This window comes from Pseudomonas sp. GYB4201 (assembly GCF_056312595.1).
On sequence record NZ_JBWGIG010000009.1, the window covers coordinates 38,564 to 59,515 of the forward strand.

Consider the following 20,952-nt stretch of genomic DNA (forward strand, 5'->3'; position numbering starts at 1 on the left):
GAGGTTAGTTGGCAGCGCTCTTGTTGGCTGCACGTTCTTTGGCAATCAGTGCATCGGCCACTTTCAGCGTTTCTTCAGGGCCACCTGCAGTGCCAAGGTCAAAACGGTACTTGCCGTTGACGATCATGGTTGGCACGCCCTGCACACCGTAGGCCACGGCCAGGTCCTTGTACTGCTTGACCTTGCCCTGCACCGCGAACGAATTGTAGGTTTCCAGGAACTTGGCGCGATCCACGCCCTGGGTAGCGACGAAGTCGGCCATCTGCTCAGGGTCGGTCAGGCGCTTGCCTTGTTTCTGGATGGCGTCGAACACGGCGGAGTGCACCTTGTGCTCCACACCCATCATGTCCAGGGTGATGAACAGTTGGCCGTGCAGGTCCCACGGGCCGCCAAACATGGCAGGGATGCGGATGAAGTGCACGTCAGCCGGCAGCTTCTCGATCCATGGGTTGATGGTTGGCTCGAAGGCGTAGCAATGCGGGCAGCCGTACCAGAACATTTCGACCACTTCGATCTTGCCAGGCTGGGCGACCGGCACCGGGCTGGTCAGTTCCACGTATTGCTTGCCCGCTTCCAGCGGGGCATCGGCGGCTTGGGCGGTCATGCCGAACAGGCTGGCTGCGACCAGCGCGGCGCCGAGGATCAGATTACGCATGCTTTACTCCTGAGCAAAAAGGGATCGCCATGCGGCGACGGGCCGTGAGACCCGTTGCCGAAGGGTTCAGTTCGCTAGTGTAACGGCAGACTTCAAGAAAAAGGGCAGCCACGGCCGCCCTTTTTGATTGTTTCATTTCAAGGCAAGACAAGCGCTTCAGTGCAGGCCCTGCACATAGGACGCCAGGGCCTCGATGTCCTTGTTGCTGAGCTTGGCGGCGATGCTGCGCATGACCATGGTGTCACCGTCGTTGGTGCGGTTGCCCTCGCGGAAGTCAGTGAGCTGCTTGGTCACGTACTGCGCATGCTGGCCGCCCAGGTGCGGAAAGCCGGCCATGGGGTTGCCGACGCCGTTGGGCGAGTGGCAGCCGGTGCAGGCCGGCATGCCGCTGTCCAGCTTGCCGCCGCGGAACAGCGCCTCGCCCTTGGCCACCAGGTTGGGGTCGGCGGCGCCGACGCTGCCGTTCTGGCTGTTGAAATAGGCGGCAAGGTCAGCCAGGTCCTGGTCGCTGAGGTTGGTCAGCAGGCCAGTCATCTCGGGCACCTGGCGCTTGCCCGACTTGATGTCGTGCAGCTGTTTTTCCAGGTAGCGCTGGCCCTGGCCGGCCAGTTTCGGGAAGTTGGGCGCCATGCTGTTGCCGTCCGGCCCGTGGCAGGCACCACAGACCGCCGCCTTGGCCTGCCCGGCAGCCGGGTCACCCGCCGCATGGGCCATGCCGGTCAGCCCTGCTGCGGTCACAAGCAGACTTACTATTATTTTTTTCATCAGCTAATCCAACTACGGCTAAGGGTGATAGATCTGTGCCGCAGGCTTGGGCCGCTCATCCAGTGGATTACGGTCTTGTAGTCTTCGGCACTGCAGTCCGTGCACAATCCACGCGGCGGCATAGCCTTGAAACCCTGTATTACATCAAAGACGCTAGCAGCAAGCCGCTGTTTCGTCCTGAAACGAGAGGTTCAGGGTTGGGGAAATTTGCGTTCTAATGCGCAACTACGACAGAGATGCCCCCAAGGTGTGTCCCCGGCAACGGGACAAAGCACACACGAAATCTACGGCATTATATACTACCGACGTCAGCGAAGCGGAAACGACCCGCCTGCCAGGGCCCTTGCCCGGCGTCGCCCCACAGCGGAAATCACATGCAAGTCAAAAACCCCATCCTCGGTCTGTGCCAACAGGCTACCTTCTCGCTCAGCGCCGCCAAGGTCGACCAGTGCCCCGATGACGAAGGCTTTGAAGTGGCCTTCGCCGGCCGCTCCAACGCCGGCAAGTCCAGCGCCCTGAACACCCTGACCCACGCCAGCCTGGCGCGCACATCCAAGACCCCGGGGCGCACGCAGCTGCTGAACTTCTTCCAGCTGGACGAGGAGCGCCGCCTGGTGGACTTGCCCGGCTACGGCTACGCCAAGGTGCCGATCCCGCTCAAGCAGCACTGGCAGCGCCACCTCGAGGCGTACCTGGGCAGCCGCGAGAGCCTCAAGGGCCTGATCCTGATGATGGACATCCGCCACCCGATGACCGACTTCGACCAGCTGATGCTCGACTGGTCGGTGGCCAGCCACATGCCCATGCACATCCTGCTGACCAAGGCCGACAAGCTGACCTACGGCGCGGCCAAGAACACCTTGCTCAAGGTGCAGTCGGAAATTCGCAAGGGCTGGGGTGATGCGGTCAGCATCCAGCTGTTCTCGGCGCCCAAGCGCATGGGCCTGGAAGACGCGTATGCCGTGCTGGCGCGCTGGATGGAACTGCCGGACAAGGTCGAAGGCTGAATTCCAGGCAAAAAAAACCCCGGACTTCGTATGGGGAGGGGAAGTTCGGGGTCCAAGTTCCGGACCGCTAGGGCGGGGTCCAGATATCTGCCAACACTTAACACAACATAGGAGCATCGAACGGCTTCACCAGCCATTCAGGTACTCTGAGTCGGGTTTGACAGGTTTAGTTCCCGCAGCGCTCAAAACTTATTGTCCTAAGCGGGTGGCTGCTTAGACGCGGCCTTCGGCCGCTGCTACGTAGGTCCCGTCGCATCCGCATCCGTCCGAACACAAACCCCGTAGTAGCGGCCAACGGCCGCGTCCAAACGCACCGCTATCAGTGCGCCTCGTCCCAGTTGTTACCCACGCCCACTTCCACCAGCAACGGCACGTCCAGCTCGGCGGCACCGCTCATGTGCGGGCGGATCTGCTCGCTGACCTGCTCGACCAGGTCTTCACGCACTTCCAGCACCAGTTCGTCGTGTACCTGCAGGATCACCCGGGCATCCAGGCCCGACTCGCCCAGCCAGCCATCCACGGCCACCATGGCGCGCTTGATGATGTCCGCCGCCGTGCCCTGCATCGGCGCGTTGATGGCGGTACGCTCGGCGCCCTTGCGCAGGGCCGGGTTCTTGGCGTTGATGTCGGCCAGGTACAGGCGGCGGCCAAACAGGGTTTCCACGTAGCCTTGCTCGGCGGCCTGGGTGCGCGTGCGCTCCATGTAGGCCAGCACGCCAGGGTAGCGGGCGAAGTAGCGGTCGATGTATTCCTTGGCCTGCTTGTTATCGACGCCGATCTGCTTGGCCAGGCCGAAGGCGCTCATGCCGTAGATCAGGCCGAAGTTGATGGCCTTGGCGCTGCGGCGCTGGTCGATGGTGACCTGCTCCAGCGCCACGCCGAACACTTCCGCAGCCGTGGCACGGTGCACGTCGAGGTTGTTCTGGAAGGCGTGCAGCAGGCCTTCGTCCTTGGCCAGGTGGGCCATGATGCGCAGTTCGATCTGCGAGTAGTCCGCCGCCAGCAGCTTGTAGCCCGCCGGCGCCACGAAGGCCTGGCGGATGCGCCGACCTTCGGCGGTGCGGATGGGGATGTTCTGCAGGTTCGGGTCGCTGGACGACAGGCGGCCGGTGGCGGCCACCGCCTGGTGGTAGGAGGTGTGGATACGCCCGGTGCGCGGGTTGATCTGCTCCGGCAGGCGGTCGGTGTAGGTGCTCTTCAGCTTGCTCAGGGAGCGGTACTGCATCAGCACCTTGGGCAGCGGGAAGTCCTGCTCGGCCAGCTCCGCCAGCACCGCTTCGGCGGTGGACGCCTGGCCCTTGGCGGTCTTGTTGAGCACCGGCATGCCCAGCTTGTCGTAGAGAATCACGCCCAGCTGCTTTGGCGAACCGAGGTTGAACTCCTCACCGGCGATTTCGTAGGCCTGGCGCTCCAGCTCGGCCAGTTTCCCGCCCAGCTCGCCGCTCTGCACGCCCAGCAGCGCAGCATCGACCAGCGCGCCCTGTCGCTCGATCTTGGCCAGCACCGGCACCAGCGGCATCTCGATGTTATCCACCACGTTGATCAGGCTTGGCGCCGCGGCCAGCTTGGCCTGGAACAGCTGGTGCAGGCGCAGGGTCACGTCGGCGTCTTCCGCCGCATAGGGGCCGGCCTGTTCCAGGGGAATCTGGTCGAAGGTCAGCTGCTTGGCGCCCTTGCCGGCGATCTGCTCGAAGGTGATGGTGGTGTGGCCCAGGTACTTGGCCGCCAGGCTGTCCATGTCATGGCGGGTAGCGGTGGAGTCCAACACGTAGGATTCGAGCATGGTGTCGAACTTCACGCCCTGCACATTGATGCCCTGGGCCGGATCGCCGCCGATGGCGCAGTTGGCCAGGATGTTCATGTCGTACTTGGCGTTCTGGCCGACCTTGGCCTTGGCCGGGTCTTCCAACAGCGGCTTGAGCGCGCGCAGCACGGTGTCGCGGTCCAACTGTTCGGGAGCGCCCATGTAGGAATGGGTCAGCGGGATGTAGGCCGCTTCGTGGGGCTGCACGGCGAACGACAGGCCTACCAGCTGCGCCTTCTGGGCGTCCAGGCCGGTGGTCTCGGTGTCGAAGGCGAACAGCTCGGCCTTGTTCAGTTTTTCCAGCCACGCATCGAAACGCGCCTGGTCGAGGATGGTTTCGTAGCGGGTTTCCACCGCAGCCACCGGGGTGGCCTCGGCCACCACTTCCTGGCCGGCGCGCTTGGCGTCGCGCTGCACTTCGTCGATCCAGCTCTTGAATTCCAGCTCGGTGTACAGCTCCACCAGGGCCTCGCGGTCCGGCTCGCCGCACACCAGGGCTTCCACTTCCACGTCGAGCGCGACGTCGATCTTGATGGTGGCCAGCTGGTAGGACAGGAACGCCATGTCCTTGTGTTCTTCAAGCTTGGCCGGCAGGTTCTTCGCGCCGCGGATCGGCAGGGCAGGGACCTTGTCGAGGTTCTCGTACAGCTCCTTCAGGCCGCCACCGATACCCACCAGCAGGCCCACGGCGGTTTTTTCGCCCACGCCGGGAACGCCAGGGATGTTGTCGACTTTGTCGCCCATCAGGGCGAGATAGTCGATGATGTGCTCCGGCCCCACGCCGAATTTTTCCTTCACGCCTTCGATGTCCATGACGCTGCCGGTCATGGTGTTGACCAGGGTCACGTGGCCATCCACCAACTGGGCCATGTCCTTGTCGCCGGTGGAGATGATAACCGGGCGGTCGGCGGCGGCGCTGCTGCGGGCCAGGGTGCCGATCACGTCGTCGGCCTCCACGTTGTCCACGCACAGCAGCGGGTAGCCCAGGGCCCGCACGCTGGCGTGCAGCGGCTCTACCTGCACGCGCAGGTCGTCGGGCATGCTCGGGCGGTTGGCCTTGTAGTCGGCGAACATTTCATCGCGGAACGTGCCGCCCTTGGCGTCGAACACCACGGCGAACGGGCTGTCGGGGTACTGCTTGCGCAGGCTCTTGAGCATGTTCAGCACGCCCTTGACCGCGCCGGTCGGCATTCCCTTGGATGTGGTCAGCGGTGGCAGCGCATGGAACGCCCGATACAGGTAGGAAGAACCGTCCACCAGGACGAGGGGAGCTTTGCTCATGAGCAGAATCAACCTTTTCGGCGGGTCCGGCGCTAGAATGTCCGGAACATTGACGACAAAGGGACAAGGTTATCATGCGAACCGCTAAACGCTTGTTGCTGGCCAGTCTGTTGATCGCCTGTCCGATGGCCGTGCTGGCCGCGGATGAAGGTGTAACGGCTGATCCGGATGTCACCATTCGCCAGGAAGGCGACAAAACAGTCCAGGAATACCGGCAGAATGGCTTCCTGTACGCGATCAAGATCACCCCGAAACACGGCAAGCCGTACTTTCTGGTTCGCGCCGACGGTACCGATGCCAACTACATCCGGTCTGATCAGCCGGACATGCTGATTCCGGCATGGAAGATCTTCGAATGGAAATGACTCAACCTTAACTTCAACCGGGCACCCCCGACGGGGTGCCAGTATGGGCAAATTTTTCATGTCAGTGTTTACACCCCTGTCGCGGCCTGAGCTTGAAACCTTTCTCGCACCTTACGGCCTGGGCCGTCTTCGCGACTTCCAGGGCATTGCCGCCGGTACCGAGAACAGCAATTTCTTCATCAGCCTGGAACAGGGCGAGTACGTCCTGACCCTGGTGGAACGCGGCCCGGTGCAGGACCTGCCGTATTTCGTGGAACTGCTGGACGTGCTGCACGAGGCCAACCTGCCGGTGCCGTATGCACTGCGCACCATCGACGGCGTGGCCCTGCGCGAGCTGGCCGGCAAGCCGGCGCTGCTGCAACCGCGCCTGCCGGGCAAGCACATCAAGGAACCCAACAGCCAGCACTGCGTGCAGATGGGCGAGCTGATCAGCCACATCCACCTGGCCACCCGCGACCACGTGCTCGAGCGCAAGACCGACCGTGGCCTGGACTGGATGCTGGAAGAGGGCGAGCGCCAGATCGGCCAGCTGGGTAGCGAGGCCGCGGCCCTGATGCGCAGCGCGCTGGAAGAGATCAAGGCGCACAAGGCGCAGATCCTGGCCCTGCCACGCGCCAACCTGCACGCCGACCTGTTCCGCGACAACGCCATGTTCGAGGGCACCCACCTGACGGGCGTGATCGACTTCTACAACGCCTGCTCCGGGCCGATGCTGTACGACCTGGCCATCAGCCTGAACGACTGGTGCTCGGACGCCGCCGGCGCGCTGGACGCGCCGCGTGCGCGGGCCATGCTGGGGGCTTATGCGGCGCTGCGGCCGTTCACGGCGGCGGAGGCCGAGTTGTGGCCGGTGATGCTGCGCGTGGCCTGCGTGCGCTTCTGGCTGTCGCGCCTGGTGGCGGCGCAGGCGTTCGCGGGAATGGACGTGTTGATCCACGACCCGGCGGAGTTCGAACACCGCCTGGCGTTGCGCCAGCAGGTCAGTGTGGCGCTGCCGTTCGCGCTTTGATCACCCGCACATGACGCGGCCTGGCGGCCGCTGCTACGGGGTTCGTAGCAGCTGCCGAAGGCTGCGTCACGGCCACGCGCAGTGCATGTGCAACAAAATCAGAGCTGCTCCAGGCAACCCGCCAGATCGTTGCCCAGCTTCTCCATCAACTGCTCATACCCCTGCGGCGACGCCTCGGCAAAACCGCCCAGGCCATCCAGCTCCGCCAGGCGCACCGGCAATCCTGCCGTCAGCGTCTCGGCCAGGCGCGGCCGTGCCGGCGGCTCGCTGAACACACACGACTTGCCCACTTCCTGCAACCGCGCACGCATGGCGGCCACGTGCTGGGCGCCCGGCTGCACTTCGGCGGCCACGCTGAACACACCGGTGTGCTTGACCCCGAACTCATCCTCGAAGTAGTCGAAGCCCTCGTGGAACACGAAGAACGGCTTGCCGGCCACGCCGGCCAGGCGCGACTTCAGGCGGCCATCCAGCGCGTCCAGGCGGCCGTCGAAGGCCTTGAGGTTGCCGGCATAACGTGCGGCGTTGGCCGGGTCGGCCTTGCTCAGGTCGGCGGCCATGCGCGCCGCGATCACCCGGGCATTGAAGGTCGACAGCCACAGGTGCGAGTCCAGGCTGCCGGGGCGGTGGTCGTGGTCATGCTCGTCCGGGTCGGCTTCCTCGTGGGACTGGCTGTCCGCGGTAAAGTGGCGCAGCTTGAGGCCAGCCATGTCCTGGATCGTCACCGTAGGCTTGCCACGGGTAGCCACCACGCGCGGCAGGAAGCCTTCCATGTCCGGGCCGATCCAGTACAGCAGGTCGGCATCGGCCACCCGGCGCACGTCCGAGGGGCGCAGGGCGTAGTGGTGCGGCGAGGCGCCCGGCGGCAGCAGCACTTCAGGCTTGCCCAGGCCGTCCTGCACGGCGGCGGCAATCAGCTGCAGGGGCTTGATGCTGGTGAGCACGCGAACCTCGGCCTGGGCGGGCACGGTCACGACAGCGGCAAGGCAGAAACCGACAAAAAGAGTAAAAATGCGGGACACAATGACCACTCAACTGGGCGAGAACAGGTAATATAATAACGTCTCTTGCTGATATCGTCGCCGCTCATGCCCAATACTCCGCTGGCCAACCGCCCCCACGACCACTCCCACTGCGTGCATAGCGCCCTGTCGGAAGCCGATGCCCTGTGCGCACGCATGGGCCTGCGCCTGACCGCCCTGCGCCGCCGGGTGCTGGAACTGGTGTGGCAGAGCCACAAGCCGCTGGGCGCCTACGATATCCTCGCCGTGCTCAGTGACCAGGACGGCCGCCGCGCGGCGCCGCCCACCGTGTACCGCGCGCTGGATTTCCTCCTGGAAAACGGCCTGGTGCACCGCATCGCCTCGCTCAACGCCTTCATCGGCTGCAACCACCCCGAGCACGCGCACCAGGGCCAGTTCCTGATCTGCCGCGAGTGCCACGTGGCGCTGGAGCTTGAACAACCCGCCATCAGCCAGGCCATCATCAAGAGCGCCGCCGACGTGGGCTTCAAGGTCGAAGGCCAAACCGTGGAAGTGGTCGGTCTCTGCTCGGCCTGCCAGGCCGCCTGATGAACGATGCCCTGATCCGCCTGGAACAGGTGGCGGTCACGTTCGCCGGCCAGAACGTGCTGGATAACATCCAGCTGAGCGTGCGCAGCGGCGAAATCGTCACCCTGATCGGCCCCAACGGCGCCGGCAAGACCACCCTGGTGCGTGCCGTGCTCGGCCTGCTGAAGCCCGACAGCGGCGTGGTGTGGCGCAAGCCCAAGCTGCGCATCGGCTACATGCCGCAAAAACTCCACGTCGACCCGACGCTACCGCTGTCGGTGCTGCGCTTCCTGCGCCTGGTGCCGGGCGTCGACCGCAAGCGCGCCCTGGCGGCGCTGGCCGAAGTGGGCGCCGAACAGGTCATCGACAGCCCGGTGCAGAACATCTCCGGCGGCGAGATGCAGCGCGTGCTGCTGGCCCGCGCCCTGCTGCGCGAGCCCCAGCTGCTGGTGCTGGACGAGCCGGTGCAGGGCGTCGACGTGGCCGGCCAGGCCGAGCTGTACAGCCTGATCACCCGCCTGCGCGACCGCCATGGCTGCGGCGTGCTGATGGTGTCCCACGACCTGCACCTGGTGATGAGCACCACCGACCAGGTAGTGTGCCTGAACCGCCATGTGTGCTGCTCCGGCCACCCCGAGCAGGTCAGCGGCGACCCGGCGTTCGTCGAGTTGTTCGGCGACCACGCGCCCAGCCTGGCGGTGTATCACCACCATCACGACCACGCCCATGACCTGCATGGCGAAGTGGTGGCCGGCGAATGCGACCCCGTTCAAACCCCTCACGTACATGGAGACGGCTGCAAGCATGGCTGATTTTCTGCTCTACGCCTTGCTGGCCGGCTTGTCCCTGGCAGTCGTCGCCGGCCCCCTGGGCTCGTTCGTGGTGTGGCGGCGCATGGCCTATTTCGGCGACACGCTGTCCCACGCCGCCCTGCTGGGCGTGGCCATGGGCTTCCTGCTGGACGTCAGCCCGGCGCTGGCGGTAACCGTGGGCTGCCTGCTGCTGGCGATCCTGCTGGTGACCCTGCAGCAGCGCCAGCCGCTGGCGTCCGACACGCTATTGGGCATCCTGGCGCCCAGCACCCTGTCCCTGGGCCTGGTGGTGCTGAGCTTCATGCACGACGTGCGCATCGACCTGATGAGCTACCTGTTCGGCGACCTGCTGGCCATCAGCCCCACCGACCTTGCCTGGATCCTGGGCGGCAGCGCCGCGGTCATGGTGCTGGTGCTGGCGCTATGGCGGCCGCTGCTGGCGGTTACCGTGCACGAGGAACTGGCCAAGGTCGAAGGCCTGCCGGTGGCCGGCCTGCGCATGACGTTGATGCTGCTGATTGCCATCGTCATTGCCGTGGCGATGAAAATCGTCGGCGTGCTGCTGATCACCTCGTTGCTGATCATCCCGGCCGCCGCGGCACAACGTCACGCTCGCTCGCCAGAACAGATGGCCCTGGGCGCCAGTATCCTGGGCGTCATCGCCGTGTGCGGGGGCCTGGCGATGTCGTGGTTCAAGGACACGCCGGCCGGTCCGTCCATCGTCGTTTGCGCCGCTACACTGTTCCTATTGAGCTTCGCATTGCCCCGTCGTTGACGCCTCTGTGGGATTTCACAGGTTTTCGTGCCTTCAGACAGGGTGTAGACTTGGCCGCTTTTTGCGCAATTAGAGAGTCGCAGGAATGAAGCCGTTCGCCTCCCGTTATCTGCTCCTTGCCGCATTTTCGCTCATCTTGGGCGCTTGCCAGAGCCACACGCCAGACGCTGCCGCCCCGGTGCCAGCGACGGATGCGTTTTTGCAGCTGCAACAGAACATCGACAGCGGCGAGTTGGCCACCGCCGAGGACCAACTGGGCGCGCTGCAAAAGCAGAGCCCGGACGACCCACGCCTGGAGCCTTACCAGCGCCAGTTGGCCGAGGCCTACCTGCAGCGCAGCCAAATCGTGCTGCAGAAGGGTGACGTCAACGCCGCCGCCACCGCCCTGGCCCGCGCCCGCGCGCTGATGCCCAAGGCCCCGGCCCTGACCGGCGGCGCCAACGGCCCGATCCGCCAGGCGCGCAAGGCGGAGCTGGAGAAAGCCGAGGCCGCCCTGGAGGCAGCCGAAGCCAAGCCAGCGGCCAAGGTCATCGACCCCACGGCGCAGAGCACCCCGGTGGCGCTGAACATCACCGAAAGCCGCGCGCTGCAGCGCCAGCTGGATGACATTGCCACTGACGTGGTGAATTACCAGTGTGACGTGTTGGTGGTGGTGCCACGTACCCAGGACTGGCCGTGGTTGCAGACGCTGATCAAGAAGCGCGTGACCCGACTGGCGCCGAACCTTGAGTGGAAGCTGGACCACAAGGTGGTGCGCAACCAGGCGGCGCAGATGGTCCTCACGCCCAGGAAATAACCCGTAGCAGCTGCCGCCAGGCGGCGTCCCCAGGCACCGCGTGGCGCCCTGACGCCGCCTGGCGGCAGCTGCTACGACGGTTAGGCGGGGACTGCCTTGGCTTTTGGCTCGCGGTCCCAGACGCGGTGCTTGGCAATGGCAGCAATGAACGCCTTGTGCGCCTTGGCGTCGTCACCCACCAGCAGCCCGGCATCCTCATCCAGCTTCAGCGCATCGATAATGGCCTTGGCCTCGCTGTTCACGCCGATTGCCTTCAGGTGCTTGTAGGCCTCCAGCAGGAAGTGCAGGGCCACGCCGTCGCCGCTCAGCGCCTGCACCGAAGCTTCGCCGCCCGGCACCCACACCGCATCGAACGCCACCGACGGCAGGCCTTCGGCCGACGCATCCACCGGCAAGGCCTTGCCATCGGCGGTCTTCACCGGCGCCGAAGTCGGGCCCAGCACCTTGGCGTGGGCACCTTCGGCTTCCAGCGCCTTCTTCACCGCCGCCACTTGCGCGCCATCGACGCCATCAGCCACCAGCACCGCTACCTTGCGGCCCTTGATATCGCCCGCCAGCAGGTTCAGCTGGCTCAACGCCGGCGAGGCTTTGAGCGACAGCTCGGGGACCTGCACCGTGCCGGCCTTGGGCGCCGGCAGGCCTAGGTTGGTAGCCACGCGGGCGGCCAGGTCGAGGTCGATGTTGGCGAGAATCTCGTTCACTTCGCGGGCGCGGATGTACTCACGCTCCACCTTGCCCAGCTCGAAACTGTAGGCGGCTATCACGTGCTCCTGCTCGGGCTTGGCCAGGCTGTGGAAGAACAGCCGCGCCTGGGAAAAGTGGTCGGCGAACGACTCGCTGCGCTGGCGCACCTTGTGCGCTTCGATGCGCTCGGGGTAGCTCTCGAAACCGCCGTCCTGGGCCGCCGGCGGGGTTTCCCGCGGCCAGCCGCCGTCAATGGAATTGGGCTCGTAGGAGGCACGGCCCTTGTCGATGGTCACCCGGTGCTGCGCATCACGCTGGCTGCTGTGGTTCGGCGCCACCGGACGGTTGATCGGTATTTCGTGGAAGTTCGGCCCGCCCAGGCGGCTGATCTGCGTGTCAGTGTAGGAAAACAGCCGGCCCTGCAGCAGCGGGTCGTTGGAGAAGTCGATGCCCGGCACAATGTGGCCGGGGCAGAAGGCTACCTGCTCGGTCTCGGCGAAATAGTTGTCCGGGTTGCGGTTGAGCACCATCTTGCCCAGCGGCGTCACCGGCACCAGCTCTTCGGGGATGATCTTGGTGGGGTCGAGCAGGTCGAAGTCGAACTTGTGCTCGTCTTCTTCGGCGACGATCTGCACGCCGAACTCCCACTCGGGGTAGTCGCCCATCTCGATGGCTTCCCACAGATCACGGCGGTGGAAATCGGTGTCCTTGCCCGCCAGCTTCTGGGCCTCGTCCCATACCAGCGAACACACGCCGGCCTTGGGCTTCCAGTGGAACTTGACGAAGCTGGCCTTGCCCTCGGCGTTGATCAACCGGAAGGTATGAATGCCGAAGCCTTCCATGGTGCGCAGGCTTTTCGGGATGGCGCGGTCGGACATGGTCCAGATCACCATGTGCGCCGACTCCGGCACCAGCGAGACGAAGTCCCAGAAGGTGTCGTGGGCGGAGCCGCCGGTGGGGATCTCGTTGTGCGGCTCGGGTTTCACCGCGTGGACGAAATCCGGGAACTTGATCGCGTCTTGAATGAAGAACACTGGCATGTTGTTGCCAACCAGGTCGAAATTGCCTTCATCGGTGTAGAACTTGACGGCAAAGCCACGCACGTCACGCACCGTGTCGCCCGAACCGCGAGGGCCCTGCACGGTGGAAAAGCGCACGAACACCGGGGTAATTTTCGCCGGGTCCTGCAGGAAGCCGGCCTTGGTCAGCTCGGCATGGTTGCCGTAGCTCTGGAAATAGCCGTGGGCGCCGGTGCCGCGGGCGTGGACGATGCGCTCGGGAATGCGTTCGTGGTCAAAATGCGTGATTTTCTCGCGCATGATGAAGTCTTCCAGCAGCGACGGGCCGCGTGCGCCGGCCTTCAGGGTGTTCTGGTTGTCGCTGACCTTGACCCCCTGGTTGGTGCGCAGGGCCTGCCCGGTGGCGTCGGAGCGGAAGGTTTCCAGGCTGTCGAGCTTGGCGTTGGTGTTGGCGCGGTCCGGGGTGTCGGTACCGGCTGCCTCGCTTTTACCGGAACGGGGTGGGTTCTTTTTCATCTGTCCTAAACTCCTCATCGGCAGCCGCCCTTTGCGGGCGATCCATAGGCGAAAAACCCTGTCACGGGCAGGGATGACCTAGTTAGTGACTGGCCCGTTTTGCCGCCGTTCCTTTTATTTCGCCTGCCTTCCATCGTCTTATCGCCAAATGAAAGGATGTTCAGGAAATAAATGCTAAGTCTCTCTAAACGGACAGGCTAAAATGCGCGACCGGCAAAAACGCTGTCCCCATTCCATGCGCCCCACAAGGTTCGCTACGTGATCGAGTTTCAAAATGTCCACAAGACCTACCGCGTCAACGGTAGGGAAATCCCCGCCCTGCACCCGACCAACCTGAGCGTCGAGAACGGGCAGGTGTTCGGCCTGATCGGCCATTCCGGTGCCGGCAAAAGTACCCTGCTGCGCCTGATCAACCGCCTGGAGGCGCCAAGCGGCGGCCGGATCATCGTCGACGGTGAAGACGTCACCGCGTTCGATGCCAACAGCCTGCGCCGCTTCCGCCAGCAGGTCGGGATGATCTTCCAGCACTTCAACCTGCTGGCCTCCAAGACCGTCGCCGACAACGTGGCGCTGCCACTGCGCCTGGCGGGCGAGCTGCCGGCCAGCGAGATCAACAAGCGCGTTGCCGCGCTGCTGGAGCGCGTCGGCCTGTCCGACCACGCCAAGAAGTACCCGGCGCAGCTGTCCGGCGGCCAGAAGCAGCGCGTGGGCATTGCCCGCGCGCTGTCCACCAACCCCAAGGTGCTGCTGTGCGACGAGGCCACCAGTGCCCTCGACCCGCAGACCACGGCGTCGGTGCTGCAACTGCTGGCTGAGATCAACCGCGAGCTGAAGCTGACCATCGTACTGATCACCCACGAGATGGACGTGATCCGCCGCGTCTGCGACCAGGTGGCCGTGATGGACGCCGGCGTCATCGTCGAGCAAGGCCCGGTGGCCAAGGTGTTCCTGCACCCGCAGCACCCGACCACCAAGCGCTTCGTGCAGGAAGACGAGCAGATCGACGAGAACGAGCAGCGCGACACCTTCGCCCACGTGCCGGGCCGCATCGTGCGCCTGACCTTCCAGGGCGAATCCACCTACGCGCCGCTGCTGGGTACCGTGGCCCGTGAGACGGGCGTCGACTACAGCATCCTCGCCGGCCGCATCGACCGCATCAAGGACACGCCCTACGGGCAGCTGACCCTGGCCATCACCGGTGGCGACATGGACGCTGCCTTCGCCCGCTTCACCTCTGCAGACGTTCATATGGAGGTGCTGCGCTAATGGACTTCCTCAACTACTTCGCCAACGTCGACTGGTCCGAGATTCTCGACGCCACCAACGACACCATGGTCATGCTCGGCGCCTCGCTGGTGTTCACCGTGTTGCTGGGCCTGCCCCTGGGCGTGCTGCTGTTCATCTGCGGCCCGCGCCAGCTGTTCGAGAACAAGGGCATCTACGCGCTGCTGGCGTTCTGCGTGAACGTGCTGCGCTCGCTGCCGTTCATCATCCTGCTGATCGTGCTGATCCCGGTTACCGTGCTGATCACCGGCACTTCGCTGGGCGTCGCCGGGGCGATTCCGCCGCTGGTCATCGGCACCACGCCGTTCTTCGCGCGCCTGGTGGAAACCGCCCTGCGTGAGGTGGACCGCGGCATCATCGAGGCCACCCAGTCCATGGGTGCCACCCCGCGCCAGATCATCATGAACGCGCTGCTGCCCGAGGCCCTGCCGGGTATCATCGCGGCAACGACGGTTACAGCGATTACACTGGTTTCCTACACTGCCATGGCCGGCGTGGTCGGTGCCGGCGGCCTGGGCGACCTGGCCATCCGCTTCGGCTACCAGCGTTTCCAGACTGACGTGATGATTGTCACCGTGGTCATCCTGGTGGTGCTGGTCCAGGTACTGCAGACCATCGGCGACAAGCTGGTGGTGCACTTCTCCCGTAAATGAATCATGTGCCGCGGCCCTGCCGCGGCGCCGAGGGCCCAGGCCTTCGCAAGGAGCTGAAAAAATGAAAAAACTGCTGGCGGCCTTTGCCGCCGTGGCCGCCCTGTCGGCCCACGCCAATGACACCCTGAACGTGGCCGCCACCGCGGTGCCCCACGCCGAAATCCTCGAATTCGTGAAGCCGCAACTGGCCAAGGAAGGCGTGGACCTGAACGTGAAAGTGTTCACCGACTACATCCAGCCCAACGTGCAGGTCGCCGAGAAGCGCCTGGACGCCAACTTCTTCCAGCACCAGCCGTACCTGGATGAGTTCAACAAGGGCAAGGGCACTAACCTTGTCGCCGTCACCGGCGTGCACCTGGAGCCCCTGGGCGCCTACTCCAGCAAATGGAAGAAACTGGCCGACCTGCCAGGCGGCGCCAACGTGGTCATCCCCAACGACGCCACCAACGGCGGCCGCGCGCTGTTGCTGCTGCAGAAAGTGGGGCTGATCAAGCTGAAGAACCCGACTGACATCCTGTCCACACCGAAGGACATCGTCGAGAACAGCAAGGACCTGAAAATCCGCGAACTGGAAGCCGCCACCCTGCCGCGCGTGCTGACCCAGGTCGACCTGGCGCTGATCAACACCAACTATGCGCTGGAAGCCAAGCTGGACCCGTCCAAGGACGCCCTGGCCATCGAAGGCAACGATTCGCCTTACGTGAACATCCTGGTCGCCCGCCCGGACAACAAGGATTCGCCGGCCATGCAAAAACTGGCGGCAGCGCTGCACAGCCCTGAGCTGAAAGCGTTCATCCTGGAGAAGTACAAGGGCGCGGTACAGCCTGCGTTCTAAGCCTCCCCCCTGACGCCGCCTGGCGGCAGCTGCTACAAGAAATCCCGTAGCAGCGGCCGCAGGCCGCGTCACAGGCGCTAAGTATTCAATCGCGCTGCACCAGCGCCGGCAGCTGCGCCGCCAGCTTCTGGCCGTTCAACGGCGCGCGAATAAAGCCCCGCTGCGTACCATCCGGCCCCAGCAACGCCAGGTTGCCGCTGTGCTCCACGGTGTAGTTGGGCTTGCTGGTGTCCGCCGGTATATAGGGAATGCTCAGGCCGTTGGCCAGCTTCTGCAGGCCGCTGCCATCGCCGGTGAAACCGCGGAAATCCTTGTCGAAATAACCCAGGTACTGCTTGAGCTGCTGCGGCGTGTCGCGGTTGGGGTCGACGCTCACCAGGATCACCTGCAGGCGCGCCGCCACGGCCGGCGGCAGTTCGCTTTTCACCTGGCGCAGCTGCGCCAGGGTAGTGGGGCAGATGTCCGGGCAGAAGGTGTAGCCGAAGAACAGCACGCTCCACTTGCCCTTGAGGTTATCCAGCGCCACGGGCTGGCCGTCCTGGTCGGTCATGGTCACCGACGGGACGCTGCGGTGCTCGGGCAGCAGGATGATGCCCGCGTCGATGAAGCCGGTGTTGGCGCCCTCGCGGTTGTCCTGCAGCACCCGGTGCACGGTGAGGCCGATGATGACCGCGACGATGGCGGCGAGGATGAAGACGGTTTTCTGGACTCGGGTCATAGGCTCAGCAACAGGTAGTGGTCGACGAGCAGGGCGATGAACAGCAGCAACAGGTACCAGATGGAGTACTTGAACAGGCTCATGGCCGCGTGCGGATTGCTGCCACGGTACAGCACCACCGCCCATTGCAGGAAGCGCGCGCCCAGGCCAATGGCGCACAGCAGGTAGAGCAGCCCGCTCATGCGGATCACGTAGGGCAGCAGCGTGGCCACCAGCATCAGCCCGGTGTACAGCAGGATATGCACCTTGGTGTAGTACACCCCGTGGGTCACCGGCAGCATGGGAATTTCTGCCCGCGCGTATTCATCGCGCCGGTGAATGGCCAGGGCCCAGAAGTGCGGCGGGGTCCAGGCGAAGATGATCAGCACCAGCAGCAGCGGCTCGGCGCTCATGTGCCCGGTGACGGCCACCCAGCCCAGCATAGGCGGGGCCGCGCCGGCCAGGCCGCCGATGACGATGTTCTGCGGCGTGGCGCGCTTGAGGAAGCCGGTGTAGATCACCGCATAGCCCAGCAGGGAGGCCAGGGTCAGCCAGGCGCACAAGGGGTTGGTGAATACCAGCAACAGCACCATGCCGCCCAGCGCCAGCGCGGCGGCGAACGTCAGCGCCGCCGTGGGCCCCAGCCGGCCCTCGGCCACCGGGCGCTTGTGGGTGCGGGCCATGAGCGCGTCGATGCGCCGGTCCACCACGTGGTTGATCACCGCCGCGCCGCCGGCACACAGGGCAATGCCCAGGTTGCCGAAAATCAGCACCGTCCATGGCACCCCGCTGCGCGTGGCCAGGAACATGCCGACCAGCGACGTCATCAGCATCAGCACCACTACCCGCGGCTTGGTCAGCTCCAGGTAGTCACGCCAGCCGGCCTGGGCATGCTCGCCCGTTGCCGTACTCATTGGCTTCTCCTCGAATGTCATTTACCCGGCCAGATCACCGGCAGGTGCGGGCGCCACGCCCGGCGCTGGGCAACGGCGCGCGGCACGGTGGCCCAGCGCAGGCGGTAATTCACAACAATCAGCGTCATCAACAGTATGGCCCCACCTGCGTTATGGGCCACTGCCACGGCCAGGGGCAAATGCAACACCACATTGCTGATGCCCAGCCCCACCTGCAAGGCCAAGGCCGCCAGCACGCCGACAGACAGTCGGCCCAGCCCTTCGACCCGCAGCCGCCAGGCCAGGCCCAGCAGCACCAGGCTCAATACGCAGGCGCCAGCGCGGTGGGTGAGGTGGATGGCGGTGCGTGCCTCGCTGTCCAGGTGGCCACCCAGGTAATTGGGGCCAATGTGCTGGGCCAGGTGGAAGCCGTTGGCGAAGTCGGCGTCGGGCAGCCATTGCCCCTGGCACAGCGGAAAGTCGGTGCAGGCCATGGCCGCGTAGTTGGAGCTGACCCAGCCGCCCAGGGCGATCTGCCCGATCACCAGGCTCAAGCCCAGCAGCGCCCAGCGCCGCAGCCGTGGCGACACCGCCGGCAGCGGGGCGAAAGCACCCGACAGCCGCAGGCTGAGCAGCAACAACAGGCTCAAGGTGGCGAAGCCGCCCAGCAGGTGTGAGGTGACCACCTGCGGCCACAGCTTCAACGTCACCGTCCACATGCCGAACGCCGCCTGCGCCACGATCACCCCCAGCAGGGCCAGCGGCAGCCGGTAAGGCTGGCCGTCGCTGCCGTGGCGGCGCCATGCCTGGATGGCCAGCAGGCCCACCAACAGCGCCAAGCTGCCGGCACAGTAGCGATGCACCATCTCGCTCCAGCCTTTTTCCGCCTCCACCGGGTGTTCCGGGAAGCGTGCCTGGGCGTGGGCCAATTGCGCGTCGGAGCTGGGCACGGCGATGAAGCCGTAGCAGCCCGGCCAGTCCGGGCAGCCCAACCCGGCATGGGTGAGGCGGGTGTAGGCGCCCAGCAGCACCACCACCAGGGCCAGGGCGGTGGCGAGCAGCGCGAGACGAAAGCCAGGTCGGGCCATGGTCGACTCCTAACCGATGTTGGACAGTTTCAGCAGTTGGCGCAGGTCGTCGAGCAGGTCCTTACCGTTGACCTGGGCGCCGTAGCGCAGCACCAGGTTGCCGTGCGGATCGATGATCCACAGGTACGGCCCAGGCTTGCCGTCGACCAGCGCGGTGTACTTGTCCAGCGCCAGCGGGTAGCGCTGCAAGCGTGGGTAGTCGCGGGCCAGCAAGGCTTCATAGTCGGCGCTCTGCGGCTGCGGCGCGGCCAAGGCATGGCTGGCGCGCGAGGCGTCACGGCCCAGGCCGATCTGGATCTGCCGCGCCAGGTACACCAGCTGCTGACAGTCGGCGGCGCAGGCACCCGGGCTGGTCACCAGCAGCTGCCAGCGTTTCTCATCGGCCGGCACGCCCAGGTCGGCCCGGCCCTGGCCGTTGGCGATCAGCTCGCCGTGGTAGCTGCGGCCCTGGGGCACCCAGAAGTCGAGCTTGTACATGAAGGTGGCCAGCACCATGGGGCCGACGGTGACGATGAAAATCAGCAGCAGCTGCAGGCGCCCGCTGCGGCGCGAGGGCTTTACCTTGGCCTCAGACAGCTCGGGTGGATTCATGGCCGCGCCCATGGCGTTTCTCCTTTTTATTATGGAAGCCGAAGTACAGGTACAGCCCCGCCAGGGTCAGGGACATGGCGAACCACTGCACGGCATAGCCGATATGCTGCTCGGGCCCCAGCGCCACCACCGGCCAGCCCAGCTGGTAGGTGGCCGGCCCGGGCGTCAGGCGCAGCTCATGGTCATAACCCTCGCGCCCCAGCTCGGCCCACAGCTTGCCGGGGGCCAGTGCGGTCACCAGCCGGGGCCAGGGTTGATTGATGGGGTCGGCGCTAAGTTGATAGGTGGCGCCCGGCGGCACGTACACCCAGGCTTCCAGATTCAGCACCTGGGCGGGGGTGTCGAAATGCGGCGGGGTGCGGCGGTCCTGCCAGGGCAGCCAGCCGCGGTTGACCAGCAGCCACAGGCCGCTGGCCTGGTCATGGAACGGCTGCAGCAGTTCCACGCCGACATGGCCGTCGCGCTGGCGACTGTCGAGGATCAGGCTGTGATCGGCATCGAACTGGCCGCGCAGCAGCACCCGCCGAAACGCCGGCGCATCCAGGCTCGCCAACTGCGTGCTGGTCACGGGCTCCGCCAACCGGTGCTGGGCATCCAGCGCCAACAGCTGGCGTTTTTCCTCGGCACGCCCCAGCTGCCAGAAGCCCAGGCTGACCAGCGCCGGCAGCAGCGCCAGCACCACCAGGGTGGGCCACAGGCCGGGGCGAAAGCGCCTCGCTATACTTGAATTCATCGCCTGCCCCCTGTGGAGTGCCGCCATGCTCAAAGCCGCGATCGTGCTGATGTTGCTGGCCACGGTGGCCAGCCTGTTCAGCGGCCTGTTCTTCCTGGTGAAGGACGAGGGCCACTCCAACCGCCTGGTCAAGGCGCTGACCATACGCGTGATCCTGGCGGCGCTGACCATCGGCCTGGTGGCGTGGGGCTTCTACAGCGGCCAGCTCACGTCCCAGGCGCCCTGGTAGCCGCCGCTACAGCACGTACACAAAGATAAACAGCCCCACCCACACCACGTCGACGAAGTGCCAGTACCAGCTGGCCGCTTCGAAGCCGAACTGGTGCTCGGCATCGAAATGCCCGCGCAGGATGCGGATCAGCATCACCGTGAGAATCAAGGTGCCCATGGTCACGTGGGCACCGTGGAAGCCGGTAAGCATGAAGAATGTGGCGCCGTAGATGCCCGAACCCAGGGTCAGGCCCAGTTCCTGGTAAGCCTCGACGTATTCATGGGCCTGCAGGAACAGGAAGCTCACCCCCAGCAGAATGGTCGCCCCAAGCCACAGCTTCAGCGGGCCGCGGTGCCCGCGTTTCAGCGCGTGGTGGGCAATGGTCACGGTGACGCTGGAGCTGACCAGCAGCACGGTGTTGATCAGCGGCAGGTGCCAGGGGTCGATCACCGCCTTGGGCGGTGGGAACAGCTTGGGGTCGGGGGTGTGCAGCAGTGGCCAGGCGAACTGGAAGTTGGGCCACAGCATATGGGCGATGCCCTTGGGGCCTTCGCCGCCCAGCGCCGGGCCTGCGATGTTGCGCACGTAGAACAGGGCGCCGAAGAACGCCACGAAGAACATCACCTCGGAAAAGATGAACCACGACATGCCCCAGCGGAACGAGCGGTCCAGCTGCGGGCTGTAGAGCCCGGCGCGGCTCTCCTTGATGACCGCGCCAAACCAGCCGAACATCATGTAGGCAATGATCAGCGCGCCGACGAAAAAGATCCACGGCCCGTGGGAATGCTGGTGGGCCGCCTTCAGGTCGTTGAACCACGTGCCCAGGCCGAACACCGTGGTGAACAGGCCCACCGTGGCAATGATCGGCCACTTGCTCTGCGCCGGGACGTAATAGTGCTCGTGGGTTGCCATGTGCGTGGTCTCCGTTG

22 protein-coding genes and 1 pseudogene are annotated in these 20,952 nt (G+C 65.2%); 11 read left to right on the forward strand and 12 right to left on the reverse strand.

Features of this window, described 5'->3' with window-relative positions; all coding sequences use genetic code 11:
* Positions 1–4: 4 nt before the first annotated feature.
* From AC0Z2B_RS10580 to AC0Z2B_RS10590, 3 genes and pseudogenes are all read right to left on the reverse strand, one after another.
* Positions 5–655, reverse strand: coding sequence for a thiol:disulfide interchange protein DsbA/DsbL (locus tag AC0Z2B_RS10580; RefSeq protein WP_476296546.1), 651 nt, complete (start codon positions 653–655; stop codon positions 5–7).
* 156 nt (positions 656–811) lie between these two features.
* Positions 812–1,420, reverse strand: coding sequence for a c-type cytochrome (locus AC0Z2B_RS10585; protein WP_476296548.1), 609 nt, complete (start codon positions 1,418–1,420; stop codon positions 812–814).
* A pseudogene (locus tag AC0Z2B_RS10590) lies at positions 1,420–1,563 on the reverse strand (hypothetical protein); the annotation flags it as partial. The pseudogene AC0Z2B_RS10590 and the gene AC0Z2B_RS10585, both read right to left, overlap by 1 nt.
* A gap of 231 nt (positions 1,564–1,794) precedes the next feature.
* Between AC0Z2B_RS10590 and yihA the strand changes: the two are divergent.
* The gene (gene yihA / locus AC0Z2B_RS10595) at positions 1,795–2,427 is read left to right on the forward strand and encodes a ribosome biogenesis GTP-binding protein YihA/YsxC (RefSeq protein WP_416421737.1); all 633 of its coding nucleotides are present in this window, start codon (positions 1,795–1,797) and stop codon (positions 2,425–2,427) included.
* Positions 2,428–2,746: 319 nt separating this feature from the next.
* On the opposite strand, the gene polA is transcribed toward yihA, so the two are convergent.
* Complete coding sequence (polA, locus tag AC0Z2B_RS10600) at positions 2,747–5,512, reverse strand: DNA polymerase I (RefSeq protein ID WP_476296550.1); 2,766 nt, start codon at positions 5,510–5,512, stop codon at positions 2,747–2,749.
* A 74-nt stretch (positions 5,513–5,586) separates the two neighbouring features.
* Between polA and AC0Z2B_RS10605 the strand changes: the two genes are divergently transcribed.
* Both AC0Z2B_RS10605 and AC0Z2B_RS10610 read left to right on the forward strand, forming a co-directional pair.
* Positions 5,587–5,877, forward strand: coding sequence for a DUF2782 domain-containing protein (locus AC0Z2B_RS10605; RefSeq protein ID WP_476296552.1), 291 nt, complete (start codon positions 5,587–5,589; stop codon positions 5,875–5,877).
* A 58-nt stretch (positions 5,878–5,935) separates the two neighbouring features.
* The gene (locus AC0Z2B_RS10610; RefSeq protein WP_476296554.1) at positions 5,936–6,886 is read left to right on the forward strand and encodes a homoserine kinase; all 951 of its coding nucleotides are present in this window, start codon (positions 5,936–5,938) and stop codon (positions 6,884–6,886) included.
* Between the two features lie 98 nt (positions 6,887–6,984).
* Here AC0Z2B_RS10610 and AC0Z2B_RS10615 read toward each other — a convergent pair whose 3' ends face one another.
* The gene (locus tag AC0Z2B_RS10615) at positions 6,985–7,908 is read right to left on the reverse strand and encodes a zinc ABC transporter substrate-binding protein (protein ID WP_476296556.1); all 924 of its coding nucleotides are present in this window, start codon (positions 7,906–7,908) and stop codon (positions 6,985–6,987) included.
* Between the two features lie 66 nt (positions 7,909–7,974).
* Here AC0Z2B_RS10615 and zur point away from each other — a divergent pair, with 66 nt between their 5' ends.
* From zur to AC0Z2B_RS10635, 4 genes are all read left to right on the forward strand, one after another.
* Positions 7,975–8,457: a zinc uptake transcriptional repressor Zur gene (gene zur / locus AC0Z2B_RS10620; protein ID WP_473005007.1), complete on the forward strand. Its 483-nt coding sequence runs from the start codon at positions 7,975–7,977 to the stop codon at positions 8,455–8,457.
* Entirely contained in the window at positions 8,457–9,248 is a 792-nt protein-coding gene (znuC, locus tag AC0Z2B_RS10625) for a zinc ABC transporter ATP-binding protein ZnuC (protein ID WP_476296559.1), read from the forward strand. Before zur ends, znuC begins: the two co-directional genes overlap by 1 nt.
* On the forward strand, positions 9,241–10,023 hold the full coding sequence (gene znuB / locus AC0Z2B_RS10630) for a zinc ABC transporter permease subunit ZnuB (RefSeq protein WP_416421730.1): 783 nt from the start codon (positions 9,241–9,243) through the stop codon (positions 10,021–10,023). Before znuC ends, znuB begins: the two co-directional genes overlap by 8 nt.
* An 85-nt stretch (positions 10,024–10,108) precedes the next feature.
* A complete protein-coding gene (locus AC0Z2B_RS10635) occupies positions 10,109–10,819 on the forward strand; it encodes a PA5502 family lipoprotein (protein ID WP_416421729.1) in 711 nt (236 codons plus the stop codon).
* A gap of 80 nt (positions 10,820–10,899) precedes the next feature.
* On the opposite strand, the gene katE is transcribed toward AC0Z2B_RS10635, so the two are convergent.
* Positions 10,900–13,038, reverse strand: a complete 2,139-nt coding sequence (gene katE, locus AC0Z2B_RS10640) for a catalase HPII (RefSeq protein ID WP_476296561.1) — start codon at positions 13,036–13,038, stop codon at positions 10,900–10,902.
* A 258-nt stretch (positions 13,039–13,296) separates the two neighbouring features.
* Between katE and AC0Z2B_RS10645 the strand changes: the two genes are divergently transcribed.
* The 3 genes from AC0Z2B_RS10645 (at position 13,297) to AC0Z2B_RS10655 (ending at position 15,810) form a co-directional block, all read left to right on the forward strand.
* A complete protein-coding gene (locus tag AC0Z2B_RS10645) occupies positions 13,297–14,304 on the forward strand; it encodes a methionine ABC transporter ATP-binding protein (protein ID WP_416421727.1) in 1,008 nt (335 codons plus the stop codon).
* The gene (locus AC0Z2B_RS10650; protein WP_416421726.1) at positions 14,304–14,975 is read left to right on the forward strand and encodes a methionine ABC transporter permease; all 672 of its coding nucleotides are present in this window, start codon (positions 14,304–14,306) and stop codon (positions 14,973–14,975) included. The genes AC0Z2B_RS10645 and AC0Z2B_RS10650 overlap by 1 nt, the downstream gene beginning before the upstream one ends.
* A gap of 61 nt (positions 14,976–15,036) precedes the next feature.
* Complete coding sequence (locus AC0Z2B_RS10655; RefSeq protein ID WP_476296564.1) at positions 15,037–15,810, forward strand: MetQ/NlpA family ABC transporter substrate-binding protein; 774 nt, start codon at positions 15,037–15,039, stop codon at positions 15,808–15,810.
* A gap of 85 nt (positions 15,811–15,895) precedes the next feature.
* On the opposite strand, the gene AC0Z2B_RS10660 is transcribed toward AC0Z2B_RS10655, so the two are convergent.
* From AC0Z2B_RS10660 to AC0Z2B_RS10680, 5 genes are read right to left on the reverse strand one after another with little or no spacing between them, the layout of a single operon-like run.
* Positions 15,896–16,528, reverse strand: coding sequence for an SCO family protein (locus tag AC0Z2B_RS10660; protein WP_416421724.1), 633 nt, complete (start codon positions 16,526–16,528; stop codon positions 15,896–15,898).
* Positions 16,525–17,421 (reverse strand): heme o synthase, encoded by an 897-nt coding sequence (gene cyoE / locus AC0Z2B_RS10665; protein ID WP_473005004.1) that lies wholly within the window; start codon positions 17,419–17,421, stop codon positions 16,525–16,527. The genes AC0Z2B_RS10660 and cyoE overlap by 4 nt, the downstream gene beginning before the upstream one ends.
* A 17-nt stretch (positions 17,422–17,438) precedes the next feature.
* A complete protein-coding gene (locus tag AC0Z2B_RS10670; RefSeq protein WP_476296566.1) occupies positions 17,439–18,488 on the reverse strand; it encodes a COX15/CtaA family protein in 1,050 nt (349 codons plus the stop codon).
* Positions 18,489–18,497: 9 nt separating this feature from the next.
* Entirely contained in the window at positions 18,498–19,091 is a 594-nt protein-coding gene (locus tag AC0Z2B_RS10675) for a hypothetical protein (RefSeq protein ID WP_476296568.1), read from the reverse strand.
* A complete protein-coding gene (locus tag AC0Z2B_RS10680) occupies positions 19,057–19,812 on the reverse strand; it encodes an SURF1 family protein (RefSeq protein ID WP_476296570.1) in 756 nt (251 codons plus the stop codon). The genes AC0Z2B_RS10675 and AC0Z2B_RS10680 overlap by 35 nt, the downstream gene beginning before the upstream one ends.
* A gap of 25 nt (positions 19,813–19,837) precedes the next feature.
* Here AC0Z2B_RS10680 and AC0Z2B_RS10685 point away from each other — a divergent pair, with 25 nt between their 5' ends.
* Entirely contained in the window at positions 19,838–20,041 is a 204-nt protein-coding gene (locus AC0Z2B_RS10685) for a twin transmembrane helix small protein (protein ID WP_416421719.1), read from the forward strand.
* A gap of 6 nt (positions 20,042–20,047) precedes the next feature.
* Here the strand turns inward: AC0Z2B_RS10685 and AC0Z2B_RS10690 are convergent, their stop codons facing one another.
* On the reverse strand, positions 20,048–20,935 hold the full coding sequence (locus AC0Z2B_RS10690) for a cytochrome c oxidase subunit 3 (RefSeq protein WP_416421718.1): 888 nt from the start codon (positions 20,933–20,935) through the stop codon (positions 20,048–20,050).
* Positions 20,936–20,952 lie beyond the last annotated feature (17 nt).

Coding starts and splice junctions, on each gene's coding strand:
- AC0Z2B_RS10680 (WP_476296570.1), bottom strand. CDS start 19,812: ATGAATTCAAGTATAGCGAGGCGCTTTCGCCCCGGCCTGTGGCCCACC.
- AC0Z2B_RS10585 (WP_476296548.1), bottom strand. CDS start 1,420: ATGAAAAAAATAATAGTAAGTCTGCTTGTGACCGCAGCAGGGCTGACC.
- AC0Z2B_RS10580 (WP_476296546.1), bottom strand. CDS start 655: ATGCGTAATCTGATCCTCGGCGCCGCGCTGGTCGCAGCCAGCCTGTTC.
- AC0Z2B_RS10655 (WP_476296564.1), top strand. CDS start 15,037: ATGAAAAAACTGCTGGCGGCCTTTGCCGCCGTGGCCGCCCTGTCGGCC.
- AC0Z2B_RS10670 (WP_476296566.1), bottom strand. CDS start 18,488: ATGGCCCGACCTGGCTTTCGTCTCGCGCTGCTCGCCACCGCCCTGGCC.
- AC0Z2B_RS10675 (WP_476296568.1), bottom strand. CDS start 19,091: ATGGGCGCGGCCATGAATCCACCCGAGCTGTCTGAGGCCAAGGTAAAG.
- cyoE (WP_473005004.1), bottom strand. CDS start 17,421: ATGAGTACGGCAACGGGCGAGCATGCCCAGGCCGGCTGGCGTGACTAC.
- zur (WP_473005007.1), top strand. CDS start 7,975: ATGCCCAATACTCCGCTGGCCAACCGCCCCCACGACCACTCCCACTGC.
- yihA (WP_416421737.1), top strand. CDS start 1,795: ATGCAAGTCAAAAACCCCATCCTCGGTCTGTGCCAACAGGCTACCTTC.
- AC0Z2B_RS10685 (WP_416421719.1), top strand. CDS start 19,838: ATGCTCAAAGCCGCGATCGTGCTGATGTTGCTGGCCACGGTGGCCAGC.
- AC0Z2B_RS10690 (WP_416421718.1), bottom strand. CDS start 20,935: ATGGCAACCCACGAGCACTATTACGTCCCGGCGCAGAGCAAGTGGCCG.
- AC0Z2B_RS10650 (WP_416421726.1), top strand. CDS start 14,304: ATGGACTTCCTCAACTACTTCGCCAACGTCGACTGGTCCGAGATTCTC.
- AC0Z2B_RS10635 (WP_416421729.1), top strand. CDS start 10,109: ATGAAGCCGTTCGCCTCCCGTTATCTGCTCCTTGCCGCATTTTCGCTC.
- znuC (WP_476296559.1), top strand. CDS start 8,457: ATGAACGATGCCCTGATCCGCCTGGAACAGGTGGCGGTCACGTTCGCC.
- znuB (WP_416421730.1), top strand. CDS start 9,241: ATGGCTGATTTTCTGCTCTACGCCTTGCTGGCCGGCTTGTCCCTGGCA.
- AC0Z2B_RS10660 (WP_416421724.1), bottom strand. CDS start 16,528: ATGACCCGAGTCCAGAAAACCGTCTTCATCCTCGCCGCCATCGTCGCG.
- polA (WP_476296550.1), bottom strand. CDS start 5,512: ATGAGCAAAGCTCCCCTCGTCCTGGTGGACGGTTCTTCCTACCTGTAT.
- katE (WP_476296561.1), bottom strand. CDS start 13,038: ATGAAAAAGAACCCACCCCGTTCCGGTAAAAGCGAGGCAGCCGGTACC.
- AC0Z2B_RS10605 (WP_476296552.1), top strand. CDS start 5,587: ATGCGAACCGCTAAACGCTTGTTGCTGGCCAGTCTGTTGATCGCCTGT.
- AC0Z2B_RS10610 (WP_476296554.1), top strand. CDS start 5,936: ATGTCAGTGTTTACACCCCTGTCGCGGCCTGAGCTTGAAACCTTTCTC.